22 protein-coding genes are annotated in these 26,326 nt (G+C 71.9%); 15 read left to right on the top strand and 7 right to left on the bottom strand.

The features are described 5' to 3' along the window. The first annotated feature begins 42 nt into the window (after positions 1-42). The 5 genes from JF597_RS24625 (at position 43) to JF597_RS24605 (ending at position 4,260) form a co-directional block, all read left to right on the top strand. A complete protein-coding gene (locus JF597_RS24625) occupies positions 43-1,062 on the top strand; it encodes a sugar ABC transporter substrate-binding protein (protein WP_293998651.1) in 1,020 nt (339 codons plus the stop codon). Next, positions 1,062-2,138, top strand: a complete 1,077-nt coding sequence (locus tag JF597_RS24620; protein ID WP_293998804.1) for an ABC transporter permease — start codon at positions 1,062-1,064, stop codon at positions 2,136-2,138. Before JF597_RS24625 ends, JF597_RS24620 begins: the two co-directional genes overlap by 1 nt. A gap of 5 nt (positions 2,139-2,143) precedes the next feature. Further along, a complete protein-coding gene (locus JF597_RS24615; RefSeq protein ID WP_293998648.1) occupies positions 2,144-3,055 on the top strand; it encodes an ATP-binding cassette domain-containing protein in 912 nt (303 codons plus the stop codon). A gap of 4 nt (positions 3,056-3,059) precedes the next feature. Then, positions 3,060-3,962, top strand: coding sequence for a sugar phosphate isomerase/epimerase (locus JF597_RS24610; RefSeq protein ID WP_293998645.1), 903 nt, complete (start codon positions 3,060-3,062; stop codon positions 3,960-3,962). Positions 3,963-4,089: 127 nt separating this feature from the next. Continuing rightward, positions 4,090-4,260, top strand: a complete 171-nt coding sequence (locus tag JF597_RS24605) for a hypothetical protein (protein WP_293998642.1) — start codon at positions 4,090-4,092, stop codon at positions 4,258-4,260. 269 nt (positions 4,261-4,529) lie between these two features. On the opposite strand, the gene JF597_RS24600 is transcribed toward JF597_RS24605, so the two are convergent. Together JF597_RS24600 and JF597_RS24595 are read right to left on the bottom strand one after the other, a co-directional pair. Next, entirely contained in the window at positions 4,530-5,534 is a 1,005-nt protein-coding gene (locus JF597_RS24600) for a Gfo/Idh/MocA family oxidoreductase (RefSeq protein ID WP_293998640.1), read from the bottom strand. A gap of 58 nt (positions 5,535-5,592) precedes the next feature. Continuing rightward, a complete protein-coding gene (locus JF597_RS24595; RefSeq protein WP_293998801.1) occupies positions 5,593-6,759 on the bottom strand; it encodes a phytanoyl-CoA dioxygenase family protein in 1,167 nt (388 codons plus the stop codon). Between the two features lie 122 nt (positions 6,760-6,881). Here JF597_RS24595 and JF597_RS24590 point away from each other — a divergent pair, with 122 nt between their 5' ends. Continuing rightward, positions 6,882-7,913, top strand: coding sequence for a LacI family DNA-binding transcriptional regulator (locus JF597_RS24590; RefSeq protein ID WP_293998639.1), 1,032 nt, complete (start codon positions 6,882-6,884; stop codon positions 7,911-7,913). Positions 7,914-7,939: 26 nt separating this feature from the next. Here the strand turns inward: JF597_RS24590 and JF597_RS24585 are convergent, their stop codons facing one another. Then, positions 7,940-8,287, bottom strand: coding sequence for a cupin domain-containing protein (locus tag JF597_RS24585; protein WP_293998637.1), 348 nt, complete (start codon positions 8,285-8,287; stop codon positions 7,940-7,942). A 130-nt stretch (positions 8,288-8,417) separates the two neighbouring features. Here JF597_RS24585 and JF597_RS24580 point away from each other — a divergent pair, with 130 nt between their 5' ends. After that, positions 8,418-8,930 carry a hypothetical protein gene (locus JF597_RS24580; RefSeq protein WP_293998635.1) on the top strand — a complete coding sequence of 171 codons (513 nt, stop codon included), beginning with the start codon at positions 8,418-8,420 and terminating at the stop codon, positions 8,928-8,930. A gap of 210 nt (positions 8,931-9,140) precedes the next feature. Here JF597_RS24580 and JF597_RS24575 read toward each other — a convergent pair whose 3' ends face one another. The 4 genes from JF597_RS24575 to JF597_RS24560 form a co-directional block, all read right to left on the bottom strand. Then, the gene (locus JF597_RS24575) at positions 9,141-10,340 is read right to left on the bottom strand and encodes a cysteine desulfurase-like protein (RefSeq protein ID WP_293998633.1); all 1,200 of its coding nucleotides are present in this window, start codon (positions 10,338-10,340) and stop codon (positions 9,141-9,143) included. Positions 10,341-10,510: 170 nt separating this feature from the next. Next, positions 10,511-10,876: a metalloregulator ArsR/SmtB family transcription factor gene (locus JF597_RS24570; RefSeq protein ID WP_293998631.1), complete on the bottom strand. Its 366-nt coding sequence runs from the start codon at positions 10,874-10,876 to the stop codon at positions 10,511-10,513. Between the two features lie 201 nt (positions 10,877-11,077). After that, positions 11,078-11,452, bottom strand: a complete 375-nt coding sequence (locus JF597_RS24565; protein ID WP_293998628.1) for a hypothetical protein — start codon at positions 11,450-11,452, stop codon at positions 11,078-11,080. A gap of 127 nt (positions 11,453-11,579) precedes the next feature. Continuing rightward, positions 11,580-12,077 carry a hypothetical protein gene (locus tag JF597_RS24560; protein WP_293998626.1) on the bottom strand — a complete coding sequence of 166 codons (498 nt, stop codon included), beginning with the start codon at positions 12,075-12,077 and terminating at the stop codon, positions 11,580-11,582. Between the two features lie 1,079 nt (positions 12,078-13,156). Here JF597_RS24560 and JF597_RS24555 point away from each other — a divergent pair. The 8 genes from JF597_RS24555 (at position 13,157) to JF597_RS24520 (ending at position 26,324) form a co-directional block, all read left to right on the top strand. Further along, positions 13,157-14,635 carry a sugar transferase gene (locus JF597_RS24555; RefSeq protein ID WP_293998623.1) on the top strand — a complete coding sequence of 493 codons (1,479 nt, stop codon included), beginning with the start codon at positions 13,157-13,159 and terminating at the stop codon, positions 14,633-14,635. Between the two features lie 73 nt (positions 14,636-14,708). Further along, entirely contained in the window at positions 14,709-16,034 is a 1,326-nt protein-coding gene (locus tag JF597_RS24550) for a nucleotide sugar dehydrogenase (protein WP_293998620.1), read from the top strand. Continuing rightward, on the top strand, positions 16,024-17,289 hold the full coding sequence (locus tag JF597_RS24545) for a glycosyltransferase family 4 protein (RefSeq protein WP_293998617.1): 1,266 nt from the start codon (positions 16,024-16,026) through the stop codon (positions 17,287-17,289). Before JF597_RS24550 ends, JF597_RS24545 begins: the two co-directional genes overlap by 11 nt. After that, positions 17,286-18,656 (top strand): Wzz/FepE/Etk N-terminal domain-containing protein, encoded by a 1,371-nt coding sequence (locus tag JF597_RS24540; RefSeq protein ID WP_293998614.1) that lies wholly within the window; start codon positions 17,286-17,288, stop codon positions 18,654-18,656. Before JF597_RS24545 ends, JF597_RS24540 begins: the two co-directional genes overlap by 4 nt. Further along, entirely contained in the window at positions 18,653-20,206 is a 1,554-nt protein-coding gene (locus JF597_RS24535; protein ID WP_293998612.1) for a Wzz/FepE/Etk N-terminal domain-containing protein, read from the top strand. The genes JF597_RS24540 and JF597_RS24535 overlap by 4 nt, the downstream gene beginning before the upstream one ends. A 3-nt stretch (positions 20,207-20,209) precedes the next feature. Further along, on the top strand, positions 20,210-22,144 hold the full coding sequence (gene asnB / locus JF597_RS24530; protein WP_293998609.1) for an asparagine synthase (glutamine-hydrolyzing): 1,935 nt from the start codon (positions 20,210-20,212) through the stop codon (positions 22,142-22,144). Positions 22,145-22,161: 17 nt separating this feature from the next. Beyond that, entirely contained in the window at positions 22,162-24,372 is a 2,211-nt protein-coding gene (locus JF597_RS24525; protein ID WP_293998606.1) for a bi-domain-containing oxidoreductase, read from the top strand. Then, positions 24,369-26,324 carry an alginate lyase family protein gene (locus JF597_RS24520; protein WP_293998604.1) on the top strand — a complete coding sequence of 652 codons (1,956 nt, stop codon included), beginning with the start codon at positions 24,369-24,371 and terminating at the stop codon, positions 26,322-26,324. The genes JF597_RS24525 and JF597_RS24520 overlap by 4 nt, the downstream gene beginning before the upstream one ends. Positions 26,325-26,326: the final 2 nt, after the last annotated feature.

Below are 26,326 nucleotides of genomic sequence, written 5' to 3'. Positions count from 1 at the left end.
GCCGGATCCCCTCCTCTCCCCGGTCGCACAGTGAGGTGCAGGATGGACCGCTCTTCCCACTCCCGTTCGCGCAGGCTGGTCCCCGTGGTGGCCGTCGCCGCGGCGGCAGCCCTGACCCTCGCAGGCTGCTCCAGCAGCTCCGGAGGAAAGAAGTCCGAAGAGGGAGGAGCGGCGGCCTCCGCGGGCAAGGCGTCCACCCCCCGCATGACGGTCGCGATGGTCACCCACCAGTCGCCGGGCGACACCTTCTGGGACATCGTCCGCAAGGGTGCCGAGGCCGCCGCCGCCAAGGACAACGTCAAGCTGGTCTACTCCGCCGACCCGAACGCCGGCAACCAGGCCAACCTGGTCCAGAACGCGATCGACCAGAAGGTCGACGGGATCGCCGTCACCCTCGCCAAGCCGGACGCCCTCAAGGACGTCGTGGGCAAGGCGACCTCGGCCGGCATCCCCGTCGTCGGCCTCAACTCCGGCGTGAGCGACTGGAAGAAGCTCGGCCTGATGGAGTTCTTCGGCCAGGACGAGACGGTGGCGGGCGAGGCGCTCGGCAACCGGCTGAACACGGAGGGCGCCAAGAAGGTCGTCTGTGTCATCCAGGAGCAGGGCAACATCGGCCTCACGCAGCGCTGCGACGGCGTGAAGAAGACGTTCTCGGGCACGACGGAGACCCTGTACGTCGACGGCACGTCCCCGACCTCGGTCAAGTCCACGATCACCGCCAAGCTCAAGCAGGACTCCTCCGTCGACCACGTGGTCACGCTCGGCGCCCCCATCGCGCTGATCGCCGTGCAGTCGGTGTCCGACGCGGGCAGCAAGGCGAAGATCGCCACCTTCGACCTCAACAAGGACCTGACCGGGGCCATCAGCAAGGGCACCATCGAGTTCGCGGTCGACCAGCAGCCCTACCTCCAGGGCTACCTGGCCGTCGACTCGCTGTGGCTCTACAAGAACAACGGCAACTACATGGGCGGTGGCGAGCAGCCGGTCCTGACCGGCCCGGCCTTCGTCGACAAGTCCAACGTCGACAAGGTCGCCGCGTTCGCCGCGAAGGGCACCCGGTGATCGGCATGAGTCAGCAGGCACAGCCGGCGGTGGCGACACCGCCGGCTCCCGGCCCCAAGGAGAAGGACGGGCGGACCGCGCAGCGCCCCCTGGCGCTGCGGATCCTGGCCCGGCCGGACGTCGGCGTCTTCCTCGGCGCCGTCGCGGTCTACGTCTTCTTCCTGATCGCGGCACCGCCGGTGCGCGAGGCCAGTTCGATGGCGAACATCCTCTACCAGTCGTCGACCATCGGCATCATGGCGCTGCCGGTCGCCCTGCTGATGATCGGCGGCGAGTTCGACCTCTCCGCCGGCGTCGCAGTGGTCAGCTCGGCGCTCACCGCCGCCATGCTCAGCTACCAGCTGACCCTCAACGTGTGGGCGGGTGTGATCGTCGCGCTCGTGGTGTCGCTGGGCATCGGCTTCCTCAACGGCTGGCTGGTGGTCAAGACCGGACTGCCCAGCTTCCTCATCACCCTGGGCAGCTTCCTGATCCTCCAGGGCGTGAACCTCGCGGTGACCAAGCTGGTCACCGGCAACGTCGCCACCGACGACATCAGCAACATGGACGGCTTCGACCAGGTCAAGGCGGTCTTCGCGTCGTCCTTCGACATCGGCGGCGTCCAGGTGAAGATCACCATCTTCTGGTGGCTGTTCTTCGCCGCCGTCGCCACCTGGGTGCTGCTGCGCACCAAGTACGGCAACTGGATCTTCGCGGTCGGCGGCAACAAGGAGAGCGCCCGCGCGGTCGGCGTCCCGGTGAACTTCACCAAGATCTCGCTGTTCATGCTGGTCGGCTTCGGCGCCTGGTTCGTCGGCATGCACCAGCTGTTCTCCTTCAACACCGTGCAGTCCGGCGAGGGCGTGGGCCAGGAGCTGATCTACATCTCCGCGGCGGTCATCGGCGGCTGCCTGCTCACCGGCGGCGCCGGTTCGGCCATCGGCCCGGTCTTCGGCGCCTTCATGTTCGGCATGGTCCAGCAGGGCATCGTCTACGCGGGGTGGAACCCCGACTGGTTCAAGGCCTTCCTCGGCGTGATGCTCCTCGGCGCCGTGATGATCAATCTGTGGGTCCAGCGGACCGCGACCAGGAGGTGACCCCGATGACAGACAACACCACCGGAACCCACGGGGCCGTCCTCCAGGACGAGGCGCCCACCGACGGCGGCCCGATCGTCGAACTGCGCGGCGCGGGCAAGTCGTACGGCAACATCCGCGCCCTGCACGGCGTCGACCTCAAGGTCTTCCCGAACCAGGTGACCTGCGTCCTCGGCGACAACGGCGCCGGCAAGTCCACCCTCATCAAGATCATCTCAGGGCTGCACCAGCACACCGAGGGCGACTTCCTCGTCGACGGCGCCCCGGTCCGCTTCTCCACCCCGCGCGAAGCCCTCGACAAGGGCATCGCCACCGTCTACCAGGATCTCGCCACCGTCCCCCTGATGCCGGTGTGGCGCAACTTCTTCCTCGGCTCCGAGATGACCAAGGGCCCCTGGCCCGTGCGCCGGCTCGACATCGCGCGGATGAAGGAGACCGCCGACCGCGAACTGCGCAACATGGGCATCGTCCTGGACGACCTGGACCAGCCCATCGGCACCCTCTCCGGCGGCCAGCGCCAGTGCGTGGCCATCGCCCGCGCCGTCTACTTCGGCGCCCGCGTCCTCATCCTGGACGAGCCGACCGCCGCCCTCGGCGTCAAGCAGTCCGGCGTGGTCCTGAAGTACATCGCCGCCGCCCGCGAACGCGGCCTCGGCGTCATCTTCATCACCCACAACCCGCACCACGCCTACATGGTCGGCGACCACTTCAGCGTCCTGCGCCTCGGCACCCTCGAACTCTCCGCCGAACGCAGCGACATCACCCTGGAGGAACTGACCAACCACATGGCCGGCGGCGCCGAACTCGCGGCCCTCAAGCACGAGCTGTCCCAGGTGCGCGGGGTCGACACCGAGGAACTCCCCGAGGAGGAAGATGTCGCCGCACCCGCCGCGACCGGTCCGGAAGAGAAGTCCTGACCCCATGAGCACCCCTCTCGACCGCATCCGGGTCGGCTCGGCCCCGGACTCCTGGGGTGTCTGGTTCCCGGACGACCCGCGGCAGGTGCCCTGGGAACGCTTCCTCGACGAGGTCGCCGAGGCCGGCTACTCCTGGATCGAACTCGGCCCTTACGGCTACCTCCCCACCGACCCGGCCCGCCTCAACGACGAGATCGCGAAGCGGGACCTGAAGGTCTCGGCGGGCACGGTCTTCACCGGCATGCACCGCGGCCCCGCCGTCTGGGATTCGACGTGGGAGCACGTCAGCCAGGTCGCCGCGCTCACCCGGGCCACGGGGGCGAAGCACCTGGTGGTCATCCCGTCCTTCTGGCGGGACGACAAGACCGCCGAGATCCTGGAGCCGCCGGAGCTCACCGGCGAGCAGTGGGCCCACCTCACCAAGGGCATGGAGCGGCTCGGCCACGAGGTGAAGGAGACGTACGGCCTGGACATCGTCGTCCACCCGCACGCCGACACCCACATCGACACCGAGGAACACGTCGAGCGCTTCCTCGACTCGACCGACACCGACCTGGTCAACCTCTGCCTGGACACCGGTCACTACGCCTACTGCGGCGGCGACAGCGTCAAGCTGATCGAGACCTACGGCGAGCGGATCGGCTACCTCCACCTCAAGCAGGTGGACCCGGCCGTCCTCGCCGACGTCCAGGCCCGGGGCACCCCGTTCGGGCCCGCCGTGGCCCAGGGCGTGATGTGCGAACCGCCCGCCGGCGTGCCGGAGCTGGGGCCGGTGCTGGCGGCGGCGCAGCGGCTGGGTGCCGACCTGTTCGCGATCGTCGAGCAGGACATGTACCCCTGCGAGCCGGACAGGCCGCTGCCCATCGCGGTGCGCACCCGGAAATTCCTGCGGTCCTGCGGCGCCTGACAGCCGCTTGCCGGGGCCCGTGGATCTCTCCACGGCCCCGCGCGCCCCGGCGGGTTCGGGAACACCCGCCGGGGCGCGCGCGTTCACGCAGTGGCGGCTGTCGCCCGCCACGACGGGGAGGACGATCATGAGCCACGAGGAGACCACGGCCGAGGCCGTGACACGCAAGGAGCGGTTCGGCGCGCTGCCCGAGCGGATACGTCCGCAGGACATGGTGGAGACCCGGCCGGCCGTCCCTCACGACCCGGACCGGGACGCCTACGACCCGGACGAGTTCGCGGTGCGCTACGGCCTCTGAGCCGCCGCCGGGAGCCGGACCGCGCCGTGGGCGAGCCGCTCCCGGCGCAATTCGCCACCCTCTGCCGGGCCAGGTGCGGCTGCCGGCCCGGCAGCCGCACCGCCTTCCCGGTGCTGTGCCGGTCGCGCCGGGCCCGACGCCAGGGTGATCCCGCCCAGCCCGGCGCTGATCGTGACGGGCCGCCGGCCTGACGGGTCCGGCACGACGAACGGCGGGGCGGGGACCGTGGTCCGGTCCCTGCCCCGCCGTGGTGCGAGTGCCCGCGGGTGTCAGGCCCCGCGGACCTCCGCGATCGTCACCGGCCGGTGCTCGTGCAGGGACAGCGTGCAGGCGTCGGCGATCCAGCCGGCCTCCAGGGCGTCCTCGACCGTGCACGGGGAGGGCCGGGTGCCGGCCACGACCTCGGTGAACGCGGTGAGCTCGGCGCGGTAGGCCGCCGTGAACCGGTCCATGAAGAAGTCGTGCGGGGTGCCCGCGGGGAACGTCACGCCGGGCTCCACCGAGCGTAGCGGGAGCTTGTCCTCCAGGCCGACGGCGATGGAGTCGGCGAAGCCGTGCAGCTCCATGCGGACGTCGTAACCCCGCGCGTTGTGACGGGAGTTGGAGACCACCGCGATGGTGCCGTCGTCGAGGGTGAGGATCGCGCCGGTGGTGTCGGCGTCGCCCGCCTCCCGGATGTAGTCGGCGCCCCGGTTGCCGCCGACCGCGTAGACCTCGGTGACCTCACGTCCGGTCACCCAGCGGATGATGTCGAAGTCGTGCACGGAACAGTCCCGGAAGATCCCGCCGGACGCGGCGATGTACGCGGCAGGCGGCGGGGCCGGGTCCAGGGTGGTGGAGCGCACGGTGTGCAGCTTGCCGAGCTCGCCCCCCTGGACGGCGGCCCGCGCCGCGACGAAGCCCGCGTCGAAGCGGCGGTTGTAGCCGATCTGGATCGGCACGCCCCTGCCCTGCACGGCCCTGAGGACCTCGACGCCCTCGGCCATGGTCCTGGCGACCGGCTTCTCGCAGAAGACCGGCACACCGGCCTCGACACCGGCCAGGATCAGGGCCGGGTGGGCGTCGGTGGCCGCGGCCACGACGATGCCGTCCACGCCGGCGGCCAGCAGCGCCTCGGGCGAGTCCACGACCTCGGCACCGAACTTCTCCGCGGCGGCCTTGGCCGCGTCAGCGAACGGGTCGGTGAAGACGAGCGACTCGACGACGTCGAGCCCGGAGAGGGTCTCGGCGTGAAAAGCACCGATACGGCCGAGACCGAGGATTCCGATACGCATTGAGTGTTGCTCCTTGATGTCGAAATGTGCGGTGCTGGTGACCCACGGCCCGTCGGCCTCAGCTCTCCCGCCGTACCGCGGCGTGCCGCAACCCGTCCCGCAGCACCCGCGGCGCCCACCCCTCCCGCAGCGCCCGCCGCACGAGGTCCGCCTGCGAGGGCGGGGCCATGCCGTCGACCGGCGGATCGCTGTCGAGGTTGGTCGGGAACGGGTAGCCCTCGGCGCTAGCGGCGATGACGTGCTCCAGCCAGGCCTCGCCTGCTCCCTCCGACCGGCGACGGCGCAGCACCGGGTAGACCGCGTTGGCCACCGCCTCCCGGTCCACGCTCTCCATGGCCCGCCCGAACGCGGAGGACACCTGGAGCAGGTTGGCCATCCGGCGCACGTCCAGGGTCCGGTTGGTGCCGGCCGCGTGGAACACCGCCGGGTTGAAGAACACCGCGTCGCCCTTCGCGAGCGGCAGCTGCGTATGGCGGGCCTTGAAGTACTCCTGGAACTCCGGCCGCCGCCAGGCCAGGTAGCCGGGTTCGTAGGTCTGTGAGTACGGCAGGTACATCGTCGGCCCCGACTCCACCGGCATGTCGCAGTGCGCGACCGCGCCCTGGAGGGTGAGCACGGGGGAGAGGCGGTGCACATGGGCCGGGTAGGCCCCGGCCTGCTCGTCGGAGAGGAAACCGAGGTGGTAGTCGCGGTGCGCGGTCTGCGCGGCGCCGCCCGGGGCGACCACGTTGATCTGCGAGGTGATCTGGTAGCCGGGGCCCAGCCAGGCCCGGGAGACCAGGGCCACGACGTCGTTGGCGTAGTAGTCGGCGAACACCTCGGGGTCATACAGCGCCGTCTTCTCCAGGGCGTTCCACACCCGCTCGTTGGCCCCGGGCGTCGCGAAGTGGTCGCCGGCCCCCGCGCCGGACTCGTGCTGCTCCGAGATGAGCGCCTCGCACACCGCGGTGGCCCGGTCGACCACGTCCGGATCGGGGAACGCGCCCCGGAAGACGACGACGCCGGGACCGTCGGTCAGGGCGCGGACGAGTTCGGTGCGCACCTCGTGGGCCGTGTCGGCGGCGCGCAGCCGCTCACTCTCGTAGACGAGGACGTTGTCCGCCACGGCCGCGGCGTACGGGTAGGCGGCCTGGTCGGTGGTCCGCTCGACCAGGGCACGGAAGGCGTCGAGCTCGCAGTCCTGGGGCGAGAGCCAGGCGCGGCCCTGTTCGGCGGCGAGGGACATCGATGTCCTGCTTTCGGTCACGGCCATGGTCTCGGCCACGGCGGGGCTCTGCCATTCTTGTCAGCACAAACCCCTCGAACAACCAGCAGCGACCCGTCAAAAACCCCTCAAGGAGGCAGCCCGTGGGCCACCCCTTCCCCATCCGTGAGATCGCCCGGCAGGCCGGGCTGAGCGAGGCCACCGTGGACCGGGTGCTGAACGGCAGGGGCGGCGTCCGGGAGAGCACCGCCCGCGAGGTGGAGCGGGCCATCGCCGATCTGGACCGGCAGCGCACCCAGGTCCGGCTGGTGGGCCGTACCTTCATGGTCGACATCGTGATGCAGGCGCCCGAGCGGTTCACCACGGCCGTGCGGGGCGCGCTGGAGGCCGAGCTGCCGGCCCTGCACCCGGCCGTGGTGCGCTCCAGGTTCCACTTCCGGGAGACCGGCCCGGTCGCCGAGCTCGTGCGGACCCTGGACCGGATAGCGCGCCGCGGCTCGCAGGGCGTGATCCTCAAGGCGCCGGACGTCCCCGAGATCACCGCCGCCGTCGGACGGCTCAGGTCGGCGGAAATCCCGGTCGTCACCCTCGTCACCGACCTGCCCGCCAGCGGCCGGCTGGCCTACGTCGGCAGCGACAACCGGGCCGCCGGCGCCACCGCCGCCTACCTGATGGGCCAGTGGCTCGGCGACCGGCCCGGCAACGTCCTCACCAGCCTGAGCAGCGGCTTCTTCCGCAACGAGGAGGAGCGCGAGATGGGCTTCCGCAGCGCCATGCGGGCCCGGCACCCCGAGCGCACCCTGGTGGAGATCGCCGAGGGACAGGGGCTGGACGCCACGCAGTACGACCTGGTCCGCGCCGCCCTGGAGCGCGACCCGGAGATCCGCGCCGTCTACTCGATCGGCGGCGGCAACATCGCGACCCTGCGCGCCTTCGCCGACCTGGACCGCGAGTGCGCCGTGTTCATCGCCCACGACCTCGACCACGACAACACCCGGCTGCTGCGCGAGCACCGGCTGTCCGCCGTCCTCCACCACGACCTGCGCCAGGACATGCGCGAGGCCTGCCACCTGGTGATGCGCGCTCAGGGCGCACTGCCCCCGGCGGCTCCGACCCTGCCGTCTCCGATCCAGGTGGTCACGCCCTACAACATGCCCGCGGCCACGAGCCGCTGAGCATGCTCAGGCGCTGCCGGCCGCGCTCACAGACTGATCGCGTACGCCTTGCGCAGCGTCTCGTGCACCGTCCAGGTCGTACGGTCGCCCGCGCGCAGTACGGCCATGTCGCCCGGGCCCACGGTGAACGTCGCCCCGCCCTCGACCTCGATCGTCGCCGAGCCACTGACCACGACGAACAGCTCGTCGGCCTCGGTGTCGGTGACCACCCCCGGGGTGATCTGCCAGATCCCGCGGATCTGCCTGCCGTCGGCCGACTCCCAGACCACCTTCCCGGTGACCTCGGGCGTGCCGGAGACGATCTGCGCCGGGTCGAGCGGGTCGGGTTCGAGTTCGGCGTCGGGGATGTGCAGGGAGAAGCTGTGCGTCGTCATACGGCGACCCTAGCCAGCCCACCGGTGTCCCGGCCGTGGACAGGATGTGCGGCATCCGGCCTGGTGGCAGGACACTTCGTCGGGCCGTGCCCGGTGGCGGCCGGGTCCGGCCCGGGTGATCGTGGAGGACATGGCTGACTCCACGGCGGCCGTGCCGGAGCCGCGCGCGCACGACACCCGCGAGGCCGTCCTGTTCGGCGGGGTCTACGGCGCCGTACTGGCCTGCTCGATGGTGGCCGCGCTCACCCAGTACGGCCACACCTCCGAGGCCAGCCGCCGCTACGACGCCCTCTGGCTCCTGGTCACCGCCTGCGCCTCCGCCCTGGCACACGGCTACGCCCACTACATCGCCGAGCGGGCCCCGCACCAGCGCTGGGACGCGCTGCACACCCTGGCCGACGAATGGCCCCTGGTCACGGCCGTGCTGCCGACGGTCTTCCTGCTCGCGGGCGCCGGCTGGGGCTGGTGGCCGCCGAAGGGCGTCGAGTACCCGGCGTTCGTTCTGAACATCGTCATCCTGTTCGGCCTCGGACTCGTCACCGCCCGCTGGTCGGCGCGGAGTTGGCCGGCCGCCGTGCTGATCGGCGCGGTGGACGCGTTGCTCGGGGTGATCGTGGTGGCGGCCAACGCGCTCATCAAGTAGACGCGGTGGGCGGGCGCGCCGCGAGGCCGCGGTTCTTTGAACAGTGAACGGGTTTACGATCACCCGAGGCCACTGTTCCGCCGCGCAAGGGGCCGGCATGACACGCCGTCGAGGCGCTGTACGCCCCCGACGACGCCCTGACCGTCCTCCGCGCGGTCCACGAGGGCGGCCGGCCCGGGCGTGACGGCCCGGCTGCCAGGCGCTGCGAGGTCACACGAAGTCGGCGAGCCCGTCGAGGAAGCGGTCCACGTCGTCGGTGGTGTTGTAGGGGGCCAGGCCCGCGCGCAGGGCGGGGTCTTCGAGCTTGAGCGCCGCGAAGGGTTCGTGGGCGTAGAACGACCCGGCCGGGGCCACCACGGCGCGCTCGGCCAGATGCGCCTGGGCCTCGCGGGCGTCGCGGCCTTCGACGGACAGCAGGAGTGTCGGGGTGCGGTCGGCGGCCTTCGAGTGGACGGTCACGGCGTCGCCCAGGGACGCCAGGCCCTGCTCCAGCCGCGCGCGCAGCGTCAGCTCGTGCTCGTGCACCGACTCCAGGGAGCGGGTGAGGCGTTCCCTGCGCGAGGCGCCGGACCCCGGGTCCAGGGCGGCGAGGAAGTCCACGGCCGCGGTGGTGCCCGCCAGGACCTCGTACGGCAGCGTGCCGAACTCGAAACGCTCGGGCACCGTGTCGGGGGACGGCAGAAGCTTGTCCGGGCGCAGGGTCTCGAGGAACTCGGGTGCGGCCGCCAGCACCCCGCAGTGCGGTCCGAGGAACTTGTACGGCGAGCAGACGAACATGTCGGCCCCGAGCGCGGGCACGTCCACGAGGTGGTGTGCGGCGTAGTGCACGCCGTCCACGTACACCAGGGCGCCGGCCTCGTGGGCGCGGTCGGCGATCCGGCGTACGGGCGGCTTGGTGCCCAGCACGTTCGAGGCCGCCGTGACCGCGACCAGCCGGGTCCGGGACGTCAGGGCCCGCTCGTACGCGTCGAGGTCGAGCTCCGTGGTCTCCGGGACGATCTCGATCCAGCGGACCGTCGCCCCGGCGCGCTCGGCGGCCTGGACCCAGGGACGGACGTTGGCGTCGTGGTCGAGGCGGCTGAGGACGATCTCGTCGCCCGCGCTCCAGGTCCTGGCCAGGTGGCGGGAGAAGTCGTACGTCAGTTGCGTGGCGCTGCGGCCGTGGACGACGCCCCTCGCGGGCACGTTCAACAGATCGGCACAGGCGGCGCGGAAGTCCGCGACGGCGCGCTCGGCGTTGAGCTCCGAGGGGCTGACGGTGCCCCGGTTGGACAGCGGGCCGGTCAGCGTCGCGGCGATGGCGTCGGCCACCGGGCGGGGCGTCTGCGTTCCGCCCGGACCGTCGAAGAAGGCGAGCCCGGTGGCGAGGGAGGGGAAGTGGGCCCGCAGGGCGGTGAGGTCGATGGCCATGGTCTCTGCTTTCTGCCGGCGAAGTGCCTGGCGTCGCGGGTGCCTCTACTCTGGCGTCGCCTCCTGGACACGTAAAGCGAAGGCACCCTCCCACGCCGTCGGCAGGTGCCGTGGCCCGCGCGGCCGGCAGGGACGACCTGACCCGGTCGGACGCGCCCGCCGACCGGCAGTCAGCCGTGACTGCTCGTGGACATCGGCGGAGCGGACGCGTCGGCCTGCCGCAGTTCGGCGAGGAGGACGTTCTGCCCGTCGAGGAGCTCGGTGAGGATGCGGCGGGCCGCGCGCAGGAGTTCGGCGACGTCCCCGCCGGCCAGTGCGTAGCGGACGGTGGAGCCCTCCCGGGTGGACACCACGATGCCGGACCGGCGCAGGACGGCCAGCTGCTGGGAGAGGCTGGACGGCTCGATCTCGATGTCGGCGAGCAGATCCCGTACCGGTACGGGCCCGTGCTGGAGCAGTTCCAGGACCCTGATCCGGACCGGGTGCCCGAGCATGCGGAAGAAGTCCGCCTTGGCCTGGTAGAGGGGGACTTGCATGACCGCTCGCTCTCTGCCGGGACGGGTGGGGTGGGGGCGCCGAGGTGCGGCGGCGCCTTGCGACACCGCCGCACTGGCCCTGTACAGCCGATCCTTGCCGCCCGGGGCCGTGCGCAGACATGAGTTGGGATCATGCTGATGTGGTCACTTGAAGAAGTTTTCACATCATGGGCGCACGAAGTCCCGGAGAACGGGCCGTGGCTAGACCTCGAGTTGTTCCTCGACCCGCTTCAGCTGGTGACGGGCCATGGCGAGGTTCGAGCGCTCCTTGTCGAGCACCAGATAGAGGAACAGGCCGTTCCCGCTGCGGCCGGTGATCAGCCGGATGAGGTGGTACTGCTTCTCCAGTGTGATCAGGATGTCCTCGATCCGGCTCTTGAGGCCCAGCTCGCCCATCGTGCGCACCTTGGCCCGGATGACATCCGTGTTCCCGGCCGCCGCGACCGTCAGATCGAGGTCCTTGCCCCCGCCCAGTGTCCCGAGGGCCATGCCGCTGGTGTAGTCGACGACCGCGGCCCCCAGCGCCCCCTCCACCCCGGCCATCATTTCCTTCAGCGACACTTCCACGCTCGCCATACTGGCGCCTCCCCTTCGCATGCCGACGGCGACGGACCGGCGGTCGCCGGCCCGTCCGATGTACGGACCGTAGGTCGACGGAAGTGACACCGGGACCGCGTCTCCGGGTCTGACGAATGCTGGCCGATCAACCACCTCCCCCGTTCGTGTGAGCGACGGAAACTGGTTCGATAAGGACCGAAGTTGACCAGGCGAGGCGGGTGAAGGCGACCCGGCCCGGCGCCTCGTCACGCCGCTGCGGGGTGATCTTTCCCTTTCCCGGGACTTCGCAGGTTGGAAAGGCCGAAGCGCCGTTGAGCTGCTCGGCCCTCAGAGCGGCGCGCTTCTCGGGGTCGGTGACATCGAGGCCTTCCTCGGCAACCTCGACCAGCGGATACACCTCCGAGAGGACGGGGGACGGACGGCCGAGCCGGACCAGGCGGTTGAGTTCCCACTGCTCCTGGAACGGATCCTCATCCATGCCCATCTCGACGGTCCGTTCCGGGGTGAGCGCATCGGCACCGCCCGGGCCGATCCCGCTCCGGTTGATCACGACATCGCAGCCGAGAGGCCGCAGAAGGCCGGCCTTCTCCTCGGCACTGACCAACCCGACGGGAATACCGCCCGCATTCTTGACCAACTGCACGGCGAATGCCCCCGAGTCCACCGGTCGCCCGGATCAGAGCGATGTCGGCCTGCTCGATTGCGGGCCCCGTTGTCGCTGACCGGCAGCCGGCAGGAGGAATCGGCGGTGAGCAGGATGCCCGCCGATTCCTCCCAGGCGAGATGGGCGGGCTCGGCGAGCAGTCGGCTCGCCCGTACGACGGTGCAGTGCGCCGAGCCGTCGAAATGTGTCTCACATCCGCAGATGCGCCGGCCGGCCCCCGGCACCCCGTCGGCATGCGTGGCCGGCGTTTGGTCGTCCACCTGCAAGCCACTGAAGGGGCAGATCGTGCCGTGGCGCGAGTCCGCCCTCCCGGCCCGTCCGCTGGAGGAATGGTGCCGGCCTGCCCACCGGCGGCCTGGCGGAGTCGTGAAGATCCGTCCGCGGGTGCCGTCGGCCGCCGCCTGCTCGGTGCGCACCGACAGGAATGCGCCGAACACGCTCTGAAAGCGAGCCAGTTGGCGATGCCCGAATGCCTCGGGGTTACCGGCGGTATCGGTGGCTCGGAGGACTCCCGTCATCGCAGGTCACACGGAATGTCGTCCGTCGCCGAGGCATCGCCGGGCAGTTGCCCGGCCGTTGACCCGTCTTCAAAACGCGAGCACAAATTCCACACAGCCCTCTCTTCAGACGGGCCCTGATGGTCTAGATTGACCGTGCTTCGCATGCTGGGACACGGGGCGACAAATGATGATCTATGGGTCAGGCGATGCGGACGGGCCAGTGGCCGCGTCCGTGCCGCCGGGCGTGGGAGTGGTCAACTCCTAGGGCCCGACGGGGACTTCGGGTGCGGGACACCCGCGGTTCCGACGGGTTCCCGGTGCGCTTCGGGAGCCTTGCAGGGCAGGCAGGTCCGCCGCGGCACGGGCGGATCGTACGAACAGCGCTTAAGTAGCCGGGATGTCAAACGCGGAGGGCGGGGGCCGTCCGCGGAAGGAACAGTGCGGCGCGGGGAGCCGGGGGGGCCTCCCGGGGCGGAAGCGTACGGGAGGCGGGGGCCTCCCGGGGGGAGGAATGGTGTCAGGGCGCCATGTCGAACCACTGGGGACCGGGGGGTTTCTGTGCGGCAGGGGGGACTAGTCGACCCTTTTCCGCCGGCGCGAAGACGGCTGGCGAACGGGTCGGTCAACGGACCGGCGATCGAGTGGGAGCAGCGGTACCGACGTACCGTGATCATCAGCGATACCGTGGCCACCGCCATCGTGGTGGCCGGGATCGGCGAGTTCTTCGGCGGCCGGGACGCGGCCAACTGGCACGAGAAGTGGGGGATTCTGGCGTTCGGCACCGAACTGCTGGTGCTGTCGGCGCTCGTGGTGGGCCGGTCGTGGGCTCCGGCCGTGCTCGGCCAGGGCGCCGAGGAATTCCGCCGGCTGGGACGCTCGCTGTTCGCGGCGACCGTCGTCCTGGCGCTGGGCGGGATCGCCCTCACCTCACGCAACATCAAACTCTGGATCTTCGTAGCGATCCCCGCGATCGGGCTCGTCACCATGACCGCGCGCTATCTGCTCCGCCTCGATCTGCACAGACGGCGCAAGGACGGGCGGTGCCTGAGACCCGTGCTCGCTGCCGGAAGCCCGTCCACCGTGGGTGATCTGATCACCCGGACCCGCAAGTTCCCGCACATCGGCTGGCGGGTGGAGGCGGTGTGCACGACCGACGGCCGCGGGCTCGACGACGACGAACTGGAGGGCGTACCGGTCGTCGGCGGACTGGCGGACGTCGCCAAGCACGTCCGCCACGACGGCTACCGTGTCGTCGCGGTCACGCCGGACCCCTACTGGACGCCCGACCGCTTGCAGCGGCTGGCCTGGAACCTCGAGGGCAGCGATGCCGAGATGGTCGTGGCCCCGGTGCTGATGGAGGTGGCCGGCCCGCGGCTGCACGTCGACGCGGTGCTCGGGATCCCGCTGCTGCGGGTCAGCCTGCCGACCTTCACCGGGGGCCGCCGGGCGATCAAGGAAGTCGTCGACCGGGTGGGCGCGGCAGTCCTGCTGATGGTGTTCGCGCCGCTGATGGCGTTCGTCGCGCTGCTCGTCCTGGCGGACAGCCGGGGCGGGGCCTTCTACCGCCAGCGCAGGGTCGGCAAGGACGGCCGCGAGTTCACGATCTACAAATTCCGCACCATGGTCGTCGGCGCACACCGGGCGCGTGCCGAACTCGCCGACCGCGACGAGGGCGCGGGGCTGCTGTTCAAGGTCCGCCGGGACCCACGGGTGACCCGGGTGGGAGCAGTGCTGCGCCGGTACTCGATCGACGAACTCCCGCAGCTCTTCAACGTGCTCACCGGCGCGATGTCACTCGTCGGCCCGCGGCCCCCGCTGCCGGAGGAGTGTGCCGCGTACGACCCGGACATCCGCCGGCGGCTGCTGGTCAAGCCCGGCCTCACCGGCCTGTGGCAGATCAGCGGACGCAGCGACCTGCCGTGGGAGGAGGCGGTCCGCCTCGACCTGCGGTACGTGGAGGACTGGTCGCTCGCCCTCGACACGGTGATCTTGTGGAAGACGATGCGTGCGGTGCTCCACGGGCAGGGGGCCTACTGATGCGCGGGGGGCGTCGGCGGGCCGACGCGCGGAGCGCAGGCCACAAGGGCCTGCCCGGGGGGAGGGACGAGTCATGAGAGTCAGCGTTTTCGGGCTCGGCTACGTGGGCTGCGTGTCAGCCGCGTGCCTGGCCGGCATGGGCCACGAGGTCATCGGGGTGGACGTCAACCAGGTGAAGGTCGATCTGGTCAACGACGGCAAGGCCCCGGTGGTGGAGGAACGTATCGGCGAGCTTCTCGCCGAGGTCGTGCGGACCGGAGCCCTGCGCGCCACCGGCGACGTCCGCGAGGCGATCATGGGCAGCGAGGTGTCCCTGGTCTGCGTGGGCACTCCGTCGGAGCCCAACGGCAGCCTGTGCACCACGTACCTGGAGCGGGTCACCGAGCAGATCGGCGCCGCGCTGGCCGAGGGGGTCAAGGAGGGGGGCCGGCAGACCATCGTGTTCCGCAGCACCATGCTCCCCGGCACCTGCCTGAACCTGCTGGTGCCGATCCTGGAGAAGAACGTCGGCGGCACGGCCGGGGTGGACTTCGGGGTCGCGGTCAACCCGGAGTTCCTGCGCGAGGGCACGAGCGTGCGGGACTTCTTCGACCCGCCCAAGACCGTCGTCGGCGAACTCGACCCGGCAAGCGGCGACGCGGTGCTGGCGCTGTACGAGGGCCTGCCCGGCGAGGTGTTCCGGGTGCCGGTGCCGACGGCCGAGGCGATCAAGTACGCGGACAACGCGTTCCACGGCCTCAAGATCGGCTTCGCGAACGAGCTGGGCGCGGTCTGCCAGGCGCTCGGAGTGGACTCGCACCAGGTGATGGACGTGTTCCTGGCCGACCGCAAGCTGAACATCAGCCCCGCCTACCTGCGGCCCGGCTTCGCCTTCGGCGGTTCCTGCCTGCCCAAGGACCTGCGCAGCCTGGTCCACGCGGCCCAGCGGGCCGACGTCTCGGTACCCATCCTCGCCCACGTGCTCACCTCCAACTCCGACCACCTGCAACGCGCGGTGGATTTGGTCGAGCGGACCGGCAGGCGCCGGGTGGGGATGTTCGGACTGTCCTTCAAACCCGGCACCGACGACCTCCGCGAGAGCCCGCTCGTCGAGCTGGCGGAGCGGCTCTTCGGCAAGGGGTACGACATCAAGATCTACGACGCCAACGTGAGCCTCTCCCGGCTGATCGGCGCGAACCGCGAGTACATCGAGACCCGGCTGCCGCACCTCGCGCAGCTGCTCGCGGACTCCGTCGAGGAGGTGCTCGACCACGCCGAGGTCTGCCTGGTCGGGACCAGGGAGCCGGCCGTGGCGGCGGCGCTGCCGCACGGCGAAGGACCCGTGATCGTCGACCTCGTCCGCCTTCCCGACGCCGAGGCGCGCCGGGCCGAACCGGGGTACGTGGGCCTTGCCTGGTGACACGACCGGCGGCGCCGGCTGCGGCCGGCGCGCGCTGATCCTGGTGGAGAACCTGTCCGTGCCGTTCGACCGGCGGGTCTGGCAGGAGTGCACGACGCTGCGCGACGCGGGCTGGACGGTGCACGTCATCTGTCCGCAGGGCACCAAGCGCGACACCGAGCCGGAGGTGGAGATCGACGGGGTGCGGATCCACCGCTACCCGCTGCGCGCGGCCACCGGAGGCCCGGCCGGTTACCTGAAGGAGTACGGATCGGCGCTCTGGCACACGGCCCGGCTGGCCCGCAAGGTCGGCCCGGTCGACGTGGTCCACGCCTGCAACCCGCCCGACCTGCTGTTCCTGCCGGCGCTGTGGCTGAAGCGGCGCGGCGCACGGTTCGTCTTCGACCAGCACGACCTGGTACCCGAGCTGTACCTCTCCCGGTTCGGCCGCGGCGAGGACCTGCTCTACCGCGCCGTGTGCGCACTGGAACGGCGGACCTACCGGGCCGCGGACATCGTCCTCGCCACCAACGAGAGCTACCGCGACGTCGCGATACGCCGCGGCGGCCGACGGCCCGAAGACGTGTTCGTGGTGCGCAGCGCACCCGCCGTCGAGCGGTTCCAACCGGTCCCGCCCGAGCCGGAGTTGAAGCGCGGCAAGCCCCATCTGCTCTGCTACCTCGGCGTCATGGGCCCGCAGGACGGCGTCGACTACGCGCTGCGGGCCCTCGCGAAGCTCCGCGACGAGCACGGGCGGACCGACTGGCACGCCGTGTTCGTCGGCTCCGGCGACGCCTTCGACGCGATGGTGGAGCTGTCCCGGCGGCTCGGGCTCGGCGAGCAGGTGGAGTTCACCGGGCGCATTCCGGACGCCGACCTGGTCCGCTACCTGTCCACCGCGGACGTCTGCCTCTCTCCCGACCCGCGCAATCCGCTCAACGACGTGTCGACCATGAACAAGGTCCTGGAGTACATGGCGATGGGCCGGCCGATCGTCTCGTTCGACCTGAAGGAAGCGCGCGTCTCCGCCGGCGAGGCCGCCGTCTACGCGGCCGACGACGACGAGACCGAGTTCGCCGCGCTCGTCGCGCAGCTCCTCGACGACCCGGACCGGCGGGCCCGGATGGGCAAGATCGGCCAGGAGCGGGTCAGCGGGCCGCTCTCCTGGCGCAACTCGCAAGCCTCGCTGCTTGCTGCCTACACCGCAGCCTGCCGTGACCACACCCCGGTGTCGGCGGCCGAACAGGTTCGAACAGGGAAGAGGCAGCGCAGTTGAGCGAGGAATCGATACGTCTGGTCACCATCGGGCGGATATTCCGTCGGCGCTGGCGGTTTCTCGCCGTCCTCGCCGTGGTGGGAGCACTCGTCGGCTACGGCGCCTCGGTGGTGTTCCCGCCGCAGTACACGACGTCGGCGTCGGTCCTGCTGCCGGGACAGTGGGAAGAGCGCGAGCTGCTGACCCAGGTGGACATAGCGACCAGTTCGACGGTGGTCGACCGCGCGGCCGCCGCGCTCGGCTGGCGGGACGTCAGCGCCGCCGAGCTGCGGAACCGGGTGACCGCCTCGGCCGCCGACGGGAACATCATCAAGATCTCGGGCACGGCCGGCACCCCGGAGCGCGCGCAGCAGCTCTCCGACCAGGTGGCCGCGCAGTTCGTCAAGTTCGCCGCCCGGGTCGCGGGCGGCGGCACCGACTCCGCGACGGCCACCGAGGCCGAGGCGCTGCGCAAGCAGGTCGAGGAGACCAACCGCCGTATCACCGAACTGGCCGACGCGTCCGATCCGGGGCAGACCGTCGAGGGTGTGCAGGCCCGGACCGAGCTGGAGAAGCTGAGCACCTCGCTGGAGGAGGCCATGACGAAGCTGGACGAGGCCAACCCGGCGACCAACAAGGCCGGCATGGTCGTCATGGGGCCGGCGGCCCGGCCGACCGGCGAGGCGCCGCCGACGAGGACACAGTTCATCGGCGCGGGAGCACTGCTGTTCTTCGTGCTCGCGGTCATCGGCCACCTCGCCGCCGCCCGGATGAACCGCCGGCTGCGCACCGAACCGGAGATCACCGCGGCGCTGGGCTCGGCGCTGCTGGGCACCGTGGAGGTGCCCGCCGGAGGGCGCGGCGCGCACCGGCCCGAGGGCGATGCCCGGCCGAGCCTGATCCGTCGGCTCCTCGGCACCGACACCCGGTGGGACCGGCCGACCCCGCCGAGGTCCGACGACGAGGCCGCCCGGCGGATCCGCTACCGGCGGGTGTGCGCCCGCCTCCGGGAGCAACTGCCCGTCCCGCGGCGGCTGCTGGTGGTCGTACCGGCCGGCGACGAGGTCGCCCGCCGGGCCGCCGGACGGCTCGCCGCCGAGGCCAAGAGCGATCCGCAGCTGCGGGTGGTGGAGGTCTCGGCGGACCGGCCGATCGTGCCGGACCGCGACAGCGAGTCCGGTGCCCTGGTCGTCCTCAGCGCGGGCAGCTGGACGGCGGAGGAGCTCGCCGGCATCGCCGAGGCGTGTGCGGACGGCCGCCACGAGGTCCTCGGCTTCGTCGTCGCCGACCCGGTCCGCGCCCGTGAGACGCGGCGCGCCGGTCAACCCCCGGACGACGCCACTCTCGCACTCGCGGTTCGCGGCCAGGCCACAGGAGGTTCAGCGTGACGACCAGCACGACCGCGGAGTCTCCGGCCGCCGCTCCGCTCGTCGACCTCCAGGCCCTGGTGGTGGCGGTGCGCAGGCGCCGCCGCCTCTGGTACGCCACGGCGCTCCTCGGCCTGATAGGGGGCTCCGGGCTGGCGGTCGCGATGCCGCCGGCGCCGACCGCGGTGACCGAGGTGCTGGTCGCGCACGAAGCGGACCAGCCGAACGACACCGGGACGCTGATCCGCACCGACGTCCAGCTCCTCCAGACCACGCAGATCGCCGACAAGGCCCTGCGGTCCCTCAAGTCCACCGAGAAACCCGAGGACTTCCTCCAGGACTACAAAGGCGCCGGCCTGACCAACAACCTGCTGCAGATCACCGTGACCGGCGACACCGACGCTCAGGCGGTGGCCCGTGCCAAGGCGCTGGCCGACGCGTTCGTCGCCGACCACGTGCAGCGGATGCAGCGGACCGCGCAGGCCGAGGCCCAGGCCCTGCTCGACCAGCGCGACCGCATGCGGAACGAACTCGCCCAGGTCAACAAGGAGATCGGAAACCAGTCGGCGGACAGCGACCCGAAGGCGTCGGCGACGCTCGAGTCGCTCTTCGCCCGCCGCGCCGAACTCAACTCGCGCATCTCCGACTTCGACGAACGCGCCGCGGACGCGCGGACCGGCGCACCCCAGGTCGTCGCCGGCACGCAGATCGTGGACACCCCGCGCGCCCTGCGGCACTCCCTGCCCAAGGCCGTCGCCACCGACGGCGCGATCGGCCTCGTCCTCGGGCTCTTCCTCGGGCTCGCGGGGGCCGCGGTCGGCACGGTGGTGGCGGACCGCCCCGTGCTGCGCCGGGACATCGCGGCGAACCTGGGCGCCTCGGTCATCGCGGAGCTGCCCCGCCGGCCGGGCCGGCCGTGGCAGCGCCGACGGACCCGGCTGACCCGCGAACGGCTCGCCGCGTCCCTGGCCCGCACCCTGCGCGGCTCCGCGGAACCGGTGTCCCTGCTGGAACTCGGCTGTGTCCGTGGCGCGAGCGTGATCGCCCTGGACCTCGCCAGGGCCCTGGCGGCGGAGGGGCCGGTGACCGTCGTCGACGCGCTGCCCCGTCAGCAGCTGGCGGGCCGCCGGCGGAAGCCCGGGGAGCCGACCGTGGTCGGCGCGGAGCATGCCGCGGCCGTGCCGCCGCAGCAGCGCCGGATCGGCGTCGGCTCGGTGGCGCCCGGCACGGCGTGGACCGACCTCCAGCACCTCGGCACCCAGACGGTGCTCGTGGTGCGGGCCGGGCACGGCAGCGCCGCCTGGCTGCACACCGTGGCCCGGCAGCTCGCGGACCAGCGCATCCCGGTGATCGGTGTGGTGCTGATCGACCCCGATCCGCGGGACCGGACCGACGGCACCCTGTGGGACGGGCTGCACACCGCGCTGCGCGGCCGCAGCGAGCGGCCGGCCCGGCAGCAGGGTGGGGGTACCTCCCACGCCGTCCAGGCAGGGGGGGAGGGCCAGCGGCGGGCGGAGCGGAAGCCGGTGTGGGCCGTCCGTGGCCCGGACAACGACCAGGAGGCGCGGTAAGACATGTGCGGCATCGCAGGCACCTACCGATGGCCGGACGGAAAGGCCGTGACCGACCGGCTCACCGACACCCTCGCCCACCGCGGCCCGGACGGGGCGGGCCGGTACAGCCACCCCGTGGGCGACGGCGACGTGCACCTCGGGCACCGCCGGCTGGCCATCATCGACCTCTCCGACACCGGCGCCCAGCCGATGGCCTCGGACGGCCTCGTCCTGACGTACAACGGCGAGCTGTACAACGCGCCCGAGCTGCGTGCCGAGCTGGAGGGCACCGGGGTGCGCTTCCGGGGCACCTCCGACACCGAGGTGCTCCTGGAGGCCTGGCGGCGCTGGGGCACGGACTGCCTGCCCCGGCTGCGCGGCATGTTCGCCTTCGGGATCTTCGACGAGCGCACCGGGGACCTGGTGCTCGCCCGCGACCAGCTCGGCATCAAACCGCTGTTCCTGCTCCGGCGCGGCGGCGGCCTGGTGTTCGCCTCCGAGCTCAAGGCGCTCGCCGCCGCCACCGGCGGCAAACTGGAGGTGGACGACGCGGCGCTGGTGGCCTCGCTGCTGTACTACTGGGTGCCGGACTCCCGGTGCGCGTTCCGCGAGGCGGAGAAGCTGCCGCCGGGCAGCTGGCTGCGGTGCCGGCCCGACGGGCGGGTGGAGCGCGGCCGGTTCTGGGACCTGAAGGAGGTCGCCGCCGAGGGCCGGGAGCGGGCCCTGGCCGGTGAGCGGCCCGACCTGGCCGCCGTCGTCGAGGAGTCGACCCGCCGCCACCTGCTCTCCGACGTACCGGTGGCGACCTTCCTCTCCGGCGGCCTCGACTCCAGCTACCTGACCGCGCTGGCGGCCCGCCACCAGCCGGGGATCTCCGCCTACACGATCGGCTTCCGCGCCGAGGACGCCAGGTTCGAGGCGATGCCCGACGACCTGCGCTACGCCCGCCAGGTGGCCGAGCGGTTCGGCGTCGACCTGCACGAGATCGAGATCGCGCCGGACGTGCTCGACCTGCTGCCGCGGATGACCCACCACCTGGACGAGCCGATCGGCGACCCCGCCGCGATCAACACGTACCTGATCTGCTCGGCCGCCCGGGAGGCCGGGGTGAAGGTGATGCTCTCGGGGATGGGCGCGGACGAGCTGTTCGCCGGATACCGCAAGCACCTGGCCAACGTGATCGCGCTGCGCTACCAGCGCGTCCCCAGGCCCCTGCGGCGCGGGATCTCGGGAGCCGTGGACCGGCTGCCGGTCGCGACGGCCCGCCGCGGGTACCGGTCGGTGCGCTTCGCCAAGCGGTTCCTCTCCTTCGCCGACCTGCCGGAGGAGACCGCCTTCCGGCGCAGCTACACCATGTACGACCAGGACGAGCTGCTCGCCCTGCTCGACCCGGACCTGGCCGGGACCGTCGACGACGTGCTGACCGAGCACGCGGACGTCTACCGGGACAACGACCTCGACGACTTCGTCAACCGGATGTGCCTCACCGACGCCCGGATGTTCCTGCCGGGCCTGAACCTCACGTACACGGACCGCTCCAGCATGGCCGCCTCGACCGAGGTACGCGTGCCGTACGTGGACGTCGAGGTGGTCAGGGCGGCGTTCGCGGTGCCCGGCGACCGCAAGATCGTCGGACGGCAGGGCAAGGCCGTCCTCAAGGAGGCGGCCACCTCGGTCCTGCCCCGGGAGATCGTCTACCGGCCCAAGGGCCTGTTCAGCGCGCCGCTGCGGGCCTGGATGAGCCGGGATCTGGCGCCGCTGGTGCGCGAGGTCGTCAACGACGGTGAGCTCGTCCGCTCCGGTTTCCTGCGCCGTGACGCGCTGGCGCGGATGGTCGCCGAGGACGCCGCCGGGCAGCAGGACTTCTCCAAGCATCTGTGGCATGTGCTGACCCTCGAGTACTGGTATCGCGACGCGACCTCTGGGTCCGGCCAGAGCACTCGGCAAACGGCTTAGGAATCAGGGGAGTTCCGGTGAAACAGGTTGTACAGAACTACAAGAGCGGCGAGCTGGCGGTGCTCGACGTTCCGGTCCCGGGGTGCAAGCCGGGCGGGGTGCTGGTCCGCAGCGCCTACTCGCTGATCTCCACCGGCACCGAGCTCATGAAGGTCTCCGAGGCCGGCATGTCCATGCTGAGCAAGGCCCGCTCCCGGCCCGACCAGGTGGCCAAGGTCATGCAGAGCGTGGCCACCAACGGGGTGCCCGCCACCTACCGCAAGGTGATGGGCAAGCTGGACTCCTACACGCCGCTGGGCTACTCGCTGTGCGGGGTGGTCGAGCAGGTCGGCGCCGGCATCGACGACGTGAAGGCCGGCGACCTCGTGGCCTGCGCCGGCAACGAGCACGCGCTGCACGCCGAGTTGAACTGGGTGCCGAAGAACCTCTACACCCCGGTGCCGGACGGTCTCGCGCCGCGCCACGCCGCCTTCGGCACCGTCGGGTCGATCGCGATGCAGGGCGTCCGTCAGGGCGAACCGCAGCTCGGCGAGGTGGCCCTGGTCATCGGCCTCGGCCTGATCGGGCAGCTGGTGGTCCAGCTCCTCGGCGCCTCGGGGGTCCGTGTCGTCGGCGCAGACCCCGACCCGGCGCGCTGCGAACTCGCCGAGCGCCTGGGCGCCGCGGCCTGCGGCGACCCCGCCTCCGCGGCCGTGGAAACCGCCGTCGCCGAACTCACCGACGGGCACGGCGTGGACCAGGTGTACCTGGCCGCCGGCGGCGGCAGCAACCAGCCCGTCGAGCTCGCCGCCCGGCTCTGCCGGGACCGCGGCCGGGTCGTCGACATCGGCAAGTGCCGCCTGGACCTGCCGTGGAACGCGTACTACGAGAAGGAGCTCGACGTCCGGTTCTCCCGCAGTTACGGACCCGGCCGCTACGACCCGGAGTACGAGCTGGAGGGACGCGACTACCCGATCGGCTACGTGCGCTGGACCGAGCGCCGCAACCTGGCGTGCTTCCTCGACCTCGTCGCCCGCGGCCGCGTCGACGTGGAGCCCCTGGTCTCCCACGTCGCCGACTTCGACGACGCGGTCGAGACGTACCGGCGGCTGAAGGACGGCGATCTCAAGGCCGTCGCGGTGCTGTTCCGGTACCCCGAACAGCCGGAGGAGACGGCGGAAGGGGCGAAGGAAAAAGGGGAGGCGCAGGCCCCGTCGGTGTCCGTGCCCGCGGTGCGCCGCGGCGAGGCAGCGGCCGCCCCGGCCCGGGCCGCCACCTCACCGGTGCGCCTCGCCTTCGTCGGCGCGGGGAACTACGCCACGTCGATGCTGCTGCCGCACCTGGCCCAGCGCGACGGCGTCGAGCTGTCGACCGTCGTCACCACGACGGCGCTCTCCGCAGCCAACGCGCAGCGGAAGTTCGGCTTCGCCGAGGCGACCACCGACCTCGACGCCGTGCTCGGCGACACGTCGATCGACGCGGTGTTCGTGGCCACCCGGCACAGCTCGCACGCCGAACTGACCCGCAGGGCACTGCTGGCCGGCAAGACGGTGTTCGTGGAGAAGCCCCTGGCCCTCACCGAGGACGAACTGGCGGGCGTGCTCGCGGCGGTGGAGGAGTCCGGCAACGACCGGCTGCAGGTGGGCTTCAACCGCCGCTTCGCGCCGCTGCTGACCGAGGCCAAGCAGCGGTTCGGCGCCCGGACCGGACCGGCGAGCCTGCGCTACCTGGTCAACGCCGGCCAGTTGCAGCACGGCAGCTGGTACCTGCGCCAGGGCACCGAGGGCTCGCGGTTCGAGGGCGAGGGCGGCCACTTCGTCGACACGGCGAGCTGGCTGCTCGACGCCGACCCGGTCTCGGTGTACGCGGTCGCCCCGTCCGGCAACGAGGACCTGCAGATCGTGCTGCGCTACCCGGACGGATCCACCGCCGCCATCAGCTACGTCACCACCGGCGCACCCGGCTTCCCCAAGGAGACGCTGGACCTCGTCGCCGACGGCAAGGTGCTCAGGCTCGACGACTTCGTCCGCGCCTCGGTGTACGGCCGCAAGCGCTGGGTGAGTTCGCGGCTGCCGAGGGCCCGCGACAAGGGCCAGAACGCCGAACTGGCCGCGTTCGTCAAGGCCGTCCGGACCGGCGGGCCGATGCCGGTGCCGGTGGAGTCGCTGGTCGCCACCACGGCGGCCACCCTCGCCGTGCGCGGCGCCCTGGCCTCCGGCGCGCCGGTGACGCTGGAGCGGGCCCGATGACCATGAGCCCGAGCTGGTACCTGCGACGCCTCTCCCGGATGGGACCGCGCGAGGTCGCGGGCCGGGTGGGCGACACGGTGCGCAGACGGCGGTGGCGGTCCGTCCGGCCGGACTGCCCGAGCGTGACCGGCGCCCGGTTCACCGCGGTCCTGCCTGCCGGGACGCTCGCCGCGGTGCCACCGGACGCCGCGAAGCGTCTCGTCGCCGAGGCCGACCGGCTGATGTACGGCCACGTCGAGTACTTCGGGGTGGTCCGCGACGACCTCACCGACCCGGACTGGTGGTGCGACCCGAGGACCGGGCGCCGGGCTCCCTGGGGCTACGCCTTCGACGTGCCGTACCGCGACGAGGACGCGGTCGGGGACATCAAGCAGATCTGGGAGCTGTCCCGGCACCAGTACCTCACCGTCCTCGCCGCCGCCTACGCGGTCACCGGGAACGAGCGGTACGCCGAGCGTGTCGCCGACCACCTGCGGTCGTGGTGGACGGCCAACCCGCCGCTGCGGGGCGTGCACTGGATCAGCGGCATCGAGCTGGGCATCCGGCTGCTGTCCTGGGTGTGGATCCGCAGGCTGCTCGACGACTGGCCGGGCGCGGCCGGGCTGTTCGAGGACAACCCGGTGGCGCTGAACCAGATCTGGCACCACCAGCGCTGGCTGGCCGCCTTCCCCAGCCGGGGCTCCTCGGCGAACAACCACGTCATCGCCGAGGCCGCCGGGCAGTTCGCCGCGTCCTGCGCGTTCGCCTGGTTCCCCGCCTCGGGGCGCTGGCGGGCCGACGCGCTGCGGTCGCTGGAGCGGCACCTGCGCGGCAACACCTTCGCCTCCGGCCTCAACCGTGAGCTGGCCACCGAGTACCACGGGCTCGTGCTGGAGCTCGGCCTGGCCGCGGTGGCCGAGGCGGATGCCGCGGGCGTGCCGGTCCCCGCCTCCGTCCGGCTGGTGCTGCTGCGGATGACCGACGCGCTCGCGGCCGTCGTGGACGACCGGCTGCGGCCGCCGCGCCAGGGGGACGCGGACGACGGGCACGGTCTGGTCGTGGACGGCACGGGCACCGACCGCTGGGCCTCGCTGCTGGCCACCGGTGACGCGGTGTTCGGCCGGCTCACCTGGTGGCCGGAGGTGACCGACACCGATGTGCGCACACCGCTGCTGGCCGCGCTCATCAAGCCCACCGGAGTGTCCGTGACCCGCCCGGCAGTCCGGCCGGCCCACCTCGCCGACGCGGGCATGACGATCCTGCGCGGTCCGGGCGGGATCTGGTGCCGCTGCGACGGCGGTCCGCACGGCTTCCTGTCCATCGCCGCGCACGCCCACGCGGACGCGCTGTCCGTCGAGGTCCGGCACGACGGGGTCGACGTGCTCGCCGACCCGGGGACCTTCTGCTACCACGGGCAGCCGGTGTGGCGGCAGTACTTCCGGTCGACTCTCGGCCACAACACGCTGCAACTGGACGGCACCGACCAGTCCGTCTCCGGCGGCCCGTTCCTGTGGACCCGGCAGGCCCGCACCCGCGTGCTGGCCGTGGAGACCTCCGGCGGGGGAACGGCCGGCTGGTGCGCCGAGCACGACGGTTACCAGGGCTCGGTCCATCGCCGCCGGGTGGAGCTGACGGCGGCGAGCCAGGAGCTGAGGGTGGTCGACGAGGTGCGCGGCCCGCGCCGGACCGTGCGGCTGGCGTTCCACCTCGGCCCGGAGATCGCCGCGGACCTGGTGGGGAACCGGGCGGTGCTCACCTGGATCCGGGACGGCGAGGGCCGTTCCGCGGTGCTCGACCTGCCCGCGCAGCTGTCCTGGCGGGCGCACCGCGGCGAGACCGACCCGCCGCTCGGCTGGTACTCCGCCGGATTCGGGCGCAAGGAACCCACCACGACGCTGGTCGGCACCGGCACCGGCACCGGCTCCGCCGACGGCGCGGGCGGGTTCACCACCGTGCTCAGGTTCGGCGGCTAGGG

Origin of the sequence: Streptomyces sp. (assembly GCF_019510245.1) — a bacterium.
GTDB lineage: Bacteria > Actinomycetota > Actinomycetes > Streptomycetales > Streptomycetaceae > Streptomyces.
The sequence above is the reverse complement of the archived record's forward strand: the minus strand, read 5'-3'. Positions and strand labels throughout refer to the sequence as shown.